Origin of the sequence: Formosa sejongensis (assembly GCF_033447105.1) — a bacterium.
GTDB lineage: Bacteria > Bacteroidota > Bacteroidia > Flavobacteriales > Flavobacteriaceae > Formosa.
In genome coordinates, this window is sequence record NZ_JAWQUN010000009.1 from 57084 (window position 1) to 69514 (window position 12431).

Sequence of the window (12431 nt, forward strand, 5' to 3'; positions counted from 1 at the left end):
TAATTTGAGAGTGCAAATATAGAACATTTCACAATACACGCAAACTTTTTTTTAAATATTTTTAATCTATTTACTAAGGTTTATATAAAACGCTTCACTGTTACATATTTATTATTAAATTCGCCTTACCGAATAAACAAAGAATTTCATGACACAATTCAACTTCAAAAAGTGGAATACCATATTAGGCTGGTTTGCTTTTGCTATCGCTTTAGTAACCTACGGACTAACAGTCGAGCCAACCGTAAGCTACTGGGATGCTGGAGAATACATCTTAACATCTGCTAAATTACAAGTAGGTCACCCACCAGGAGCCCCTTTATTTCAAATGCTTGGTGCATTCTTCTCTATGTTTGCTTTAGAACCTGAACAAGTTGGTTATATGCTGAATTTAATGAGTGCAGTAGCTAGTGCATTCACTATTTTATTCATGTTTTGGACGATTACATTATTATTAAAAAAAATAATTTCTGAACATGAAACGCTTTCAAAATCTAAATCAATGGCTATTCTTGGTAGTGGTTTAGTAGGAAGTTTAGCATTTACTTTCACTGATTCGTTTTGGTTTAATGCCGTTGAAACTGAAGTTTACGCAATGGCAACCTTAATGATGGCCGCGATGTTTTGGCTAGGATTACGATGGGAACAGGACATGGACTCGCCTCGCGGGAACCGTTGGCTTATTTTAATTGCTTTTGTTATTGGTCTTTCGTTTGGTGTACACTTTATGGGATTATTAACTATTCCTGGTATTGCACTTATATACTACTTCAAGAATTATAAAACCATTACAGTTAAAAACTTCATTGTAGCAAATGTGGTTGCTGTAGCTATTTTATTATTCATTTTTAAATTACTACTACCAAATGCGCTAGAATTCTTTAGTACTTCAGAAATATTTTTTGTGAATTCTTTAGGAATGCCATTTAATTCAGGAACTATTATTGCAGCGATAATTGTTATTGCAGCCTTTTATTTCGCTTTAAAATATACACGTCAGAAAGGCTATATTCACTTAAACACTTTAGCCCTTTGTTTGCTATTTATTTTTATAGGATTCTCCTCTTGGATCATGCTTCCTATCCGAGCAAATGCTAACGTGGTTGTAAACGAAAACAACCCATCTGATGCTCGTGAATTACTTGCCTATTATAACTTAGAACAGTATCCAGAAACACATTTGTTTTACGGTCCTCAATTTACAGATCAGTATGCTGGTTTAGATGAAAACAATCCGTATGTAGACGATAAGCCTAATTACGAAAAGGATGAAGCTCAAGGAAGATACGTAATTGTAAACGATTTTAAACGTGCTAAGCAAAATTATAATTCTGAGCATGCCTCAATTCTACCTAGAATGTGGAGTTCTGAACATGCCGAAAATTACATGCTATTTACCGGTTATTTGGATTTTAAATTAAAACCTGAATACCAGATGGAAAACCAACTGCGTACTTCTGTTTCAGATTTTAAAAACGATGTAGCACAAGGCAATGTGGACTTTCAAGATTACAATAGCTTTTTAAAGCAATTCGGACAATATTTAGACATTGAAAAACCGTCTTTAGCAAGTAATGTGGTTTATATGTTCCAATATCAATTGGGCTATATGTACTGGCGTTATTTTATGTGGAATTATGTTGGAAAACAAGACGATATTCAAGGAAAATACGACGACCACGGAAATTGGTTAAGTGGAATTAATTTTATTGATGAATGGCATTTAGACATGCCACAAACCAACTTACCTTCAGATATCGAAAATAACAAAGCAAGAAACACGTATTATTTCTTACCATTTATTTTAGGCTTACTAGGACTCTTCTTTTTATTCAATAAAGACAAAAAAATGTTTTGGGTGCTATTTGTATTCTTCCTTTTTACAGGAGTCGCCATACAAGTGTACACCAACGTTAGACCATTCGAACCTAGAGAACGTGATTACTCGGTTGTAGGTTCATTCTATGTATTTGCGATTTGGATTGGATTTGGAGTATATGCCATTTTCGAAACACTAAAAAAACACGTAAAATCTCCGCTTTTAGCTCCTGGAATCACTTTAGCCTGCTTAGTCCTTGTTCCTGGAATTATGGCGTCTAACAATTGGGATGACCATGATAGATCTGATAAATACACAGCGCGCTCTATGGCCAAAATGTATTTAGATTCTTGTGCCGAAAACGCCATATTATTTACCATCGGTGATAACGACACGTTTGCATTATGGTACGCTCAAGAAATTGAAGGTTACCGTACAGATGTGCGTATTGTAAACACAAGTTTATTCCAAACAGATTGGTATATCGACCAGATGAAACGTAAAGCTTACGAGAGTGATCCTATTCCTTCTCAGCTTACTCACGAGCAATATCGTTATGGTACTCGGGATTATATAATGAAGCGTTTGGTTTCGAAAGACACCATGAGTATCAAAGATTTTATAAATTTTGTAAGTAGTGATAACCCGAAAACAAAATTTAAATACATTTTAGAAATGCAAGGTGAAGATCCGAGTTATTATCCTTCTCAACTTCAAAATTCCAACTATTTCCCTGTAGAAAACCTGACTATAGCAGTAGACAAACAAACGGTGCTTGATAACGGTATTGTAGCCGCAAAAGATGCTGATGAAATTGTAGATGAAATCAATTTAAAAATCAATACTAGTGCGCTATACAAAAACAGATTGTTGATGTTAGATATCATTGCTAATAACGATTGGAAACGCCCTATTTACTTTACAGGAGGTAGTTTTGGAGACGACGACTATATATGGATGAAAGATTACCTTCAACTAGATGGTATGTGTTACAAATTAGTACCAATTAGAACGCCCGTAAACAGAAACAACCCATTCGATATGGGACGTGTAGATTCCGAATTAATGTACGATAAAGTAAAAGCATGGGATTGGGGTAATAGCGGTAGTCCAGATATTTATCATGATCCAGAAACACGTAAAAATTCTATTTCTTACAGAGGTAATTTGGCGCGTTTAATGGAACAGTTAATCAACGAAAACAAATTAGATAAAGCTGAAGAAGTTGCAGATATTGCAATGCAAAATATGCCTGTTGAATACTTTGGATATTACACACTTTTAGAGCCCTACATAAGTGGTTATTATGAAGTTGGTGCCGACGAAAAGGCTAGAAAATTATTTAAAGAAGTGTCAACAAAATACCAAGAGAACTTAGCGTATTACAGCACTTTAAAAATTGAAAAGCAATACGATATCGCTGAAGAAATTGTAACTAATATTGAACGCTACAAATCGTTAGTTGATGTATTATTACGTTACGACGATGCATTTGCTAAAACAGAAATGGAAACATTTAATAATAATTTAAAGTTATTCGAGCATTTTTATGGAGGTAGTTCTCCTCAAACTGAAACACTACAACCTACAGAAATAGACATGCTACCAAATACAGATAGCATTTTGGTACCAGTAGAGTAAATATGGGTTTAATACCAGTAAAAACACCAAGATTTATAAAAGGCATGTTTCCAGACTACGTTTGGAATATGCCTTTATTAGATAAAAAAACCATCTACTTAACATTCGACGATGGTCCGAATCCAGAAATCACACCTTGGGTTTTAAAAACCCTTAAAACCTATAATGCAAAGGCAACTTTTTTTTGTATTGGTGATAATGTTAGAAAATATCCTGAAGTTCTAAAGAAAACAATAGACGACGGTCATGCAATAGGGAACCACACTTTTAATCATTTAAAAGGATGGAAAACCACTAGTGAAGCCTATATTGAAAATGTTGAAAAAGCAGCTGAAAGCATCCCTTCTAAACTCTTTAGACCGCCTTACGGAAAGATAAAAAATAAGCAAGCAAAAATTTTGATGCAACGTGGATATCGCATCATTATGTGGAGTATTATTTCTTTCGATTGGGAGAAAGAACTATTGGAAGCAGACTGTTTAAAAAACGTAATTAAGAATACCCAAAACGGACATATAATTGTGTTTCATGATAGTTTAAAAGCATCAAAAAACATGCAATATGTACTTCCTAAAGTTTTAGAATATTTCAGTAAGAAAGGTTATGATTTTAAATCGTTACATTTTTAAAGAAATTGTTGCACAATGCCAATAAGGGTATTCGCATCTTGTTCACCACTGTGACGCCATTTCATCTCGCCATTTTTATAAACAATTAATGTAGGCAATCCCTTTACTCGAAGGGCTTCGGCTAAATCTTTGTTTTTTTCAACATCAATTTTAATCACCTTAGCTTTGTCTCCAAGAGCAGCTGCCACATCGCGCAATATAGGATGCATGGCTGTAGATTGTTCATTCCACTCCGTAAAGAAGTTTAATAATACTGGAATATTAACATCTATTAATTCCCCAAATTTTGACATATTTTAGTGTTTATGAGTGCGTTTTAGAAACTCTAACTTCCTTTTTACAATTATAAAAAACTAATAAAATAGGGTGTTAGCTCAAGTTATGTAATATAAAAATAAGCAATTCTATATTAATAATAACATTTCTGTTAAATTATGCGTTTTCGGCACCTTTTCTAAGTTCTATAACGGTAATCTCTGGCCAAATTCCAACACGTCCAGGAAAGCCTAAAAATCCAAAACCACGATTTACATTTATAAACTGCCCTTTTTCTTTATAGATGCCTGCCCAATATTTGTATCTCCATTTTATTGGGCTCCATTTTACCCAACCCGGAATTTCAATCCCAAATTGCATCCCATGTGTATGTCCGCTTAAAGTTAAATGATAGTGATAATCATCATCTATAACTTGATCTTCCCAATGCGATGGATCATGACTCATTAGTATTTTAAAATCGTTTGCATCTATTTTAGAGACTGCTTGCTTTAAATCGCCTGCTTTTTTAAAATGCCCTCTTCCCCAGTTTTCAACACCTATTAAGGCAATACGATCTCCGTCTTTTTCAAGATATCTATTATCATTTAAAATGAGATCGAATCCAATTTCCTTTTGTATGGTTTTTAACTCTTCCAAATTTTGTTCTTTTTCTGCTTCAGAATCCCATTCTACATAATCGCCATAATCATGATTTCCTAAAATAGAAAATTTGCCATCTTTAGCTTTTAATCTGCCAAAGGTTTCCATCCAAGGAATCATTTCAGAAGACATATTATTCACCATATCTCCAGTAAACAAAATAGTATCCGACTCTTGTTCGTTTATTAAATCTATAGCATATTCAATCTTCTCTCTATTATCGAAACTTCCACTGTGAATATCGCTAATTTGAGTAATTCTATACCCATCGAAAGCGTCAGGTAAATCTTCAAAATTCAGTGTGTATTTTAAAACTCGAAAATCGTATTTCCCTTTAAACATTCCGTACAATAAAGCAGCAAACGGAATAGCAGCCAGACCTATGGCAACTTTACTTATAAAAGCTCTACGTTCTGGAAAATATCCGGTATCCTTTTTGTCTTTTTTATAATAGCGATACACGCCACTGGGAAGTCTAAAAATATCTTCACCCAACAGTACAATTAGCAATATTAGTTTAGGTACGAGAATTACTAATAAATATCCGAAAGCGTAACTTTTAGCATGCGTAAGCACTTTTAAATGACTTGGATTCAGGAGCATTTCGTACACGAAATTCCCTACAACCAAAGCGCTTAAAAGCCAATACACCCAATAAATAAAACGGTGTTTTGTTATCGATTTAAAAGCCTGAAAAGAATACCAGTCCAGAAAAACATAAACTGCAAAAAATATGATCCAACGAAGCATAGGTTTAATTTAAAGCATAAAATTAAATATTAAGATTTTATTCGGTCCTAGTAAAATGTTAAAGATTTGATTTTAAGTAATTATGGACAATTACAGCGCAAAATACAGCGTCGTGAGTATGGAAATAAACTAAAACCACTTTAAAGTAAAATCGACTAGTTTTTGCTTCAAATTGGTATACGGCGGAAATAAAAATTCGATACTTCCTTTAGTATGTTGTTTTAAAACCGATCTCATATTAGAGAATTCCTGAAAGCCAAAAACACCATGCGACTTCCCAATACCACTATTATTACTACCTCCAAAAGGCAAGTGATGATTGCTGTATTGCAATACATTTGTATTGATACAGGTACTTCCCGCTCTAGTATTATCGATAACAAACTGGGTTTGCTTTTTGTTTTTACTGTAAATATATAAGGCTAAGGGTTTCTCTTTAGAGTTGATATAATCTATCACTTCTTTTATATCGGAATACGTTTTTATTGGCAAAATAGGACCGAAAATTTCTTCCTGCAATAAAGTGGCATCTTCAGGTAAATTCGAAACGATGGTTGGTGCCATAAAATTTTCAGATTCATGAACTTGACCTCCAAATTCTATTTTTGCATGATGCTGTTTAGCATTTTCTATGTGGTTTTGAAGCCGTTTAAAATGTCTATCATTTACTATTCTGGCATAAGCACTAGATTTTGATGCATCCGAACCAAAATAGGAATCTATAACTGTTTTAAAAATCTTCAAGAATTCTTCTTTTACATGTTCCTGAATTAAAATATAATCCGGGGCAATACATGTCTGTCCGTTATTCACAAACTTTCCCCAAGCGATTCTAGTGGCAGCATCTTTTAAATTTGCAGATTCATCGATAATTGTTGGCGACTTCCCTCCTAACTCTAAAGTTACCGATGTTAAATGTTTTGATGCCGCTTTCATAACCACTTTCCCAACATTTGGCGACCCTGTAAAAAAGATATGGTTAAAAGGTAATTCTAGTAATGCTGTAGAGACCTCAACTTCACCCTGTACCAAAGCAATTTCGTTTTCAGGAAACAATTTGGTAATTATTTCACTCATCACTTGAGTAATATGTGGTGTTAATTCCGAAGGTTTTAAAATCACCGTATTACCGGCAGCAATAGCAGAAACCAAAGGTCCGAATGTAAGATTTAAAGGAAAATTCCATGGAGAAATTATTAAACACAAACCTTTTGGCTCGTAAGTAAACCAAGACGACGCCCCCAATAAAGCCAATGGAGTAGTCACTTTTTGGCGACTCATCCATCCTTTTAATTCAGATTTTATATATTTAATTTCGCCAATAACAGGATAAATTTCGGTTAAATCGGTTTCTAAAAAAGGCTTCTTAAAATCGGCATATAAGGCGTCTCTAATCTGCTGTTTAAAATCGATTTCTATCGCTTGTTTTAAAGCATTTAATTTCGAAATACGCTGTTTATACGTAGTATTTCCAACATTAAACTGATTTGCTTTTTGAGCATCGAAAATATCTTGAAAATTATTCATCTACTAAAGTCGTGTTTTCATTCATTGGTCTGTATTCTTTTAAACCACTTACAAATAGTTTGGCTAAAAAATGCGCCATCTCATCTTTAGTCGATTCAAAATAATGATGGTGTAAACACACAAATAATTCCGAGGCCGAAGAAATCGCAACCAAACTAAACATTTTAAAATATTTTTCATCAACAAAAGTGACTTCTGTAAAACGCTTTAAATCTTCTTGCATATTAAGCACCAAACTTAAAATACTTTCGCTGCCATAAGAAATACTCCGAATTTGATTTTGATTATTTTTATGAAACATCATCATATTCTCGGTGCTTACCAAATCGAAATACGCTTTAAAAGACGCATATAAAAAATCGTAAGCATTAGTAACTCCTATTTGAGCTTGTTTAACTTCAAAATTAATTTCGCAATTTAATCGGTCTAGAATTTCGCAAAACACATCTTTGGGTGTACTAAAATAATTATAAAACGTACCACGACCAATATTACTAAGCTCAACAATATCACTAATAGACGTGTTTTCCAGTCCTTTTTCAGAAAAAAGACTTATAGAAGCTTTTATTATCCGTTCTTGTTTTTCAATTTTATTTAGTTCTCTTCTACTCGTTTGCATAATCCTGTCTGTTCGTTTTGGGGTTAATAAAAATACACATTTAAGACTAAAGCATCCTACATTCTTTGGAAATTAAACCCGATTATCCTCAATTTTCAAGACTTCATTAAAATATAGTTTCAAAAGCATTGCTTCTAGATTTTAATTCTGAATAACAAGCCTTTTTTTGTAGTTTTGACATTCTTTGAAAATCAAAATCATGTCAGAACAAAAACGTCTTTTTTTAGTTGATGCTTACGCCCTTATTTTCCGCGGTTATTATGCTTTTATAAAAAACCCCAGAATCAATTCTAAAGGATTAGATACCTCAGCTATTTTAGGATTTATAAACTCACTTTTCGATGTTATTAAACGCGAGCGACCAGATCATTTAGCCGTATGTTTCGATAAAGGCGGAAGCGCCGATCGTGTCGAGATGTTTGAAGCTTACAAAGCCAATCGCGATGCCACTCCAGAAGCTATTAAAACAGCAATCCCATACATTTACGAGATCTTAAAAGCCATGCATATCCCTATTATGGTAAAAGAGGGTTTTGAAGCAGACGATGTTATAGGAACCTTAGCAAAAAAAGCTGAAAAAGAAGGCTACCAAACCTTTATGGTAACTCCAGATAAGGATTTTGCACAATTGGTTTCCGAAAACATTTTTATGTATCGCCCCGTTTTTGGTGGCGGATACGAAACTTGGGGAATTCCTGAAGTTCTGAAAAAATTTGAAATTGAACGCCCAGAGCAAGTGATAGATTTTCTTGGCATGATGGGAGATGCTTCCGACAATATTCCTGGACTTCCGGGTGTAGGAGAAAAAACAGCAAAAAAATTCTTAGCACAATACGGAAGTATGGAAAATCTTTTAGCCAATACACACGAGCTAAAAGGAAAAATGAAAGAGAAAGTTGAAGCGGCAAAAGATCTTGGATTATTATCTAAGAAATTAGCAACCATAATGCTGGATGTTCCTGTGGATTTTGATGCTGAAGATTTTGAAATGTCGCATCCCGATATAGATGCTGTAAAAGCCATTTTTCAAGATTTAGAATTTAGACGACTTGTAGATAGTTTTGAAAAAATATTTAGAGTTCAAACTGAAGCGGCTACAGAAAATACAGCAGTAAAAACAGAATCTGTTGCTCCTACAGCATCATCTGCTGGAGCTGGACAATTTTCATTATTTGGAGGTGGCGCGGCAGTCGTTTCGAGCGAAACCGTAACAGAAGACCCTAACCAAAGGAAAACCGCCGAAAACACTTCTCACTTTTATCAGAGTGTAGAAACAGGCATGGCAACTAAATTGTTTCTTAAAAATCTAATGAAACAAACCAGTGTATGTTTTGACACCGAAACGACAGGTTTAGATCCGCTGACTGCAGAATTAGTTGGTATTGCATTTTCTTGGGAAGTTGGTAAAGGCTTTTACGTACCCTTTCCAGAGGACAAAACAGAAGCTCAGGAGTTAATAGAACAATTACGTCCGTTTTTTGAATCTGAAGACATTCAGAAAATTGGTCAGAATTTAAAATACGATATTAAAGTCCTTCGTAAATATAACATCACGGTTAAAGGCAAGTTATTCGACACCATGTTAGCGCATTATTTAATTAATCCAGATATGCGTCACAATATGGAAGTCTTGGCAGAAACCTATTTAAATTATACACCAATTTCTATTACAGAACTAATTGGCAAAAAAGGAAAAAATCAGTTATCAATGCGACAAGTTCCCATTGACAAACAAACAGAATATGCGGTTGAAGATGCCGATATTACACTGCAACTAAAAGAACATTTTGAAAACGAATTAGGCCAAGCCAATACTCAGAAATTATTCGATGATATCGAAGTGCCTTTACTTCGCGTGCTTGCCGATATGGAATTGGAAGGCATTAATCTTGATGTGCCGTTTTTAAATGATTTGGCCATTGCTTTAAACAACGATATTACCACACTTCAGGAAAAAATATTTACTGAAGCTGGTGAAGAATTCAACATCGCCTCGCCTAAACAGTTGGGTGAAATATTATTTAGTAAACTCAAGTTAGTCGATAAGCCTAAAAAAACAAAGTCAGGGCAGTTTGCAACCTCAGAAGATATTTTGTCTTACTTGGCAAAAGACCATGACATTATTCAGCATATTTTAGACTATCGCGGACTTGCAAAACTTAAGAGCACCTATGTAGATGCCTTGCCGTTACAAGTAGAACCGTCTACCGGTCGCGTGCATACAGATTATATGCAAACCGTTGCTGCAACGGGGCGTTTAAGTAGTAACAATCCGAATTTACAGAATATTCCAATCCGTACAGAACGCGGACGCCAAGTTAGAAAAGCCTTTATTCCTAGAAACGAAGATTACATCTTATTAGCTGCCGATTACTCACAGATTGAACTGCGTATTATCGCGGCTTTAAGTCAGGAGGAAACCATGATTGCAGCCTTTAAAAACGGAGAAGACATTCATGCCTCGACCGCTGCTAAAGTGTTTAATGTGCCTTTAGAAGAAGTAACCAGAGAACAACGTAGCAACGCAAAAACTGTAAACTTCGGAATTATTTACGGGGTGTCTGCTTTCGGATTAAGCAACCAAACCGATTTATCGAGAAGCGAATCTAAAGACCTTATCGATACCTATTACAAAACCTATCCGAAGCTAAGAAATTACATGAGCGAATTAATAGATTTTGCTCGCGATAATGGCTATGTACAAACCGTTTTAGGACGTCGTCGCTATTTAAAAGACATCAACTCTAGAAATGGTGTCGTACGAGGAGCTGCCGAACGAAATGCCGTAAACGCACCCATACAAGGAAGTGCTGCCGATATTATAAAGCTGGCCATGATTAATATTCATGAGAAATTAGTGGCTGGCGATTTTAAAACAAAAATGTTGTTACAAGTACATGATGAATTGGTTTTCGATGTGTACAAACCAGAATTAGAAACCATTAAAACATTAGTTAAATCGGAGATGGAAAATGCCTTTGTAATGGAGGTGCCATTGGATGTTCAAATAGACACTGGTGATAATTGGTTGGAGGCACATTAAAGAATAATCAACTATTTGAAGGATAATTTTAATAAATAGACACTTTTATCATCCAAGATTTAAGAATCAAACATAAATTCTTTTTGATAAAAAAATTACACATATACACTTATAAGTATATATGTGTAATTTTAACTAAATCCGATTTAAAACTTCTTAAAAGTTTAATTCCCACGCAATGCAGTACTGAAAAACCGCTAGATATATTGAAAGAAATTAAAAATTCATTATGTTTCTTGATTTACCTATAATTAGATAATATCTTTATATTTGTTTTAAATAAAAGACAACAAATGACTTTTGCAGGTAAAGGTAATAGAAGACCACAATTAGATATTAAGATTGATTTAATTCAAGTTGATAAAAAGAATCCTAGATTGGTTCCGTATTTGGAAAATCCTGATGAATCTACTCAATTCGATTTAATATCAGTTTTGTACGAAAATTTCGATACTGAAGTTGTAGCAATGTCATTGGTTGAAAACGGCTATTTTGATGAAGAACCTATTATTGTAGTTCCTAATAAAATACCTGCTAGTTTCTCTTTTTCTACATATCAAAATCCCGATGATTTAGCTAGTGCTTTAAAGGTATTAGTTGATAATAATGAAATTAGCTTTACAGTCGTTGAAGGAAATAGAAGAACATCTGCAATAAAACTTATAACTGATACAAATTTAAGAAAAAAATTAGGAATTGATAAGTTTTACCCAAAAACAGATGATCAATCAAAAATAAATGACATTACAAATATTCCTTGTATCATTTATGAAAAAAGAGAAGATGTTTCTTCTTATTTAGGAGTAAGACATATTGCTGGATTACTTAAATGGGAAGCTTTTGCTCAAGCCGCATACACAGCTAGTGTTATTGAACAAGAACTTGAAAAAGGACTTTCAATTGCTGATTCAATAAAACAGGTTCAAAAAGTTGTTGGTGATCGCTCAGATAAATTAAGAAAACAGTATATAACATATAAGTTATTTCTAGAAGCAAGGGACAGTTTGGAGTTTAATGTTCGACCAATTATCAATAAATTTTCTTTATTAACAGTCGCTTATAATTCCTCATCTATAAGAGACTATTTAGGAGTAGAAGCTTATTCTAAAGTCGATTTAGATTCAGAACTAATTACATCCGATAAGCATGATAATTTTAAAAATATTTTGACATGGATTTATGGAAATGTTGATACTAATGAACAACCTGTTTTAACAGATTCTAGAAAAATAACTAGTACATTAAGCAACATTGTAAAAAAGCAAGAGGCTATCGATTTTTTATTACAGCATAAAGATATTGATGGTGCTTTTGATAGAACTAATGGAGAACGAGATTATCTGTCGAAAAAATTAAAAGATGCAAGTAGAGCAATGCAAACATCGTTACAATTTGCTTATAAACACAAAAACGATGAAGAACTTATAAAGCAAGTTTCTGAATTAGAAGAGTTAATTGCTGTTTTAAAATCTAACTTACTATAAT

General features: G+C 33.9%; 8 protein-coding genes. 4 read left to right on the top strand and 4 right to left on the bottom strand.

Annotated features, from left to right (window positions below):
* The first annotated feature begins 148 nt into the window (after positions 1 to 148).
* Together R6X41_RS10600 and R6X41_RS10605 are read left to right on the top strand one after the other, a co-directional pair.
* A complete protein-coding gene (locus R6X41_RS10600; protein WP_318500071.1) occupies positions 149 to 3460 on the top strand; it encodes a glycosyltransferase family 117 protein in 3312 nt (1103 codons plus the stop codon).
* Positions 3461 to 3462: 2 nt separating this feature from the next.
* Positions 3463 to 4089, top strand: coding sequence for a polysaccharide deacetylase family protein (locus R6X41_RS10605; protein WP_318500072.1), 627 nt, complete (start codon positions 3463 to 3465; stop codon positions 4087 to 4089).
* Here R6X41_RS10605 and R6X41_RS10610 read toward each other — a convergent pair.
* The 4 genes from R6X41_RS10610 to R6X41_RS10625 all read right to left on the bottom strand — a co-directional run bounded on the left by R6X41_RS10610 (position 4086) and on the right by R6X41_RS10625 (position 7903).
* A complete protein-coding gene (locus R6X41_RS10610; protein WP_318500074.1) occupies positions 4086 to 4382 on the bottom strand; it encodes a thioredoxin family protein in 297 nt (98 codons plus the stop codon). The two genes, R6X41_RS10605 and R6X41_RS10610, sit on opposite strands and share 4 nt — an antisense overlap.
* Positions 4383 to 4521: 139 nt before the next feature.
* Positions 4522 to 5757, bottom strand: coding sequence for a metallophosphoesterase (locus R6X41_RS10615; RefSeq protein ID WP_318500076.1), 1236 nt, complete (start codon positions 5755 to 5757; stop codon positions 4522 to 4524).
* Positions 5758 to 5886: 129 nt separating this feature from the next.
* Positions 5887 to 7284, bottom strand: a complete 1398-nt coding sequence (locus R6X41_RS10620; protein WP_318500078.1) for an aldehyde dehydrogenase family protein — start codon at positions 7282 to 7284, stop codon at positions 5887 to 5889.
* Positions 7277 to 7903, bottom strand: coding sequence for a TetR/AcrR family transcriptional regulator (locus R6X41_RS10625; RefSeq protein WP_318500080.1), 627 nt, complete (start codon positions 7901 to 7903; stop codon positions 7277 to 7279). Before R6X41_RS10625 ends, R6X41_RS10620 begins: the two co-directional genes overlap by 8 nt.
* Positions 7904 to 8102: 199 nt before the next feature.
* On the opposite strand from R6X41_RS10625, the gene polA reads away from it, so the two are divergent.
* Positions 8103 to 10946 (top strand): DNA polymerase I, encoded by a 2844-nt coding sequence (gene polA / locus R6X41_RS10630; protein WP_318500082.1) that lies wholly within the window; start codon positions 8103 to 8105, stop codon positions 10944 to 10946.
* Between the two features lie 293 nt (positions 10947 to 11239).
* Entirely contained in the window at positions 11240 to 12430 is a 1191-nt protein-coding gene (locus R6X41_RS10635; protein ID WP_318500084.1) for a hypothetical protein, read from the top strand.
* Position 12431 lies beyond the last annotated feature (1 nt).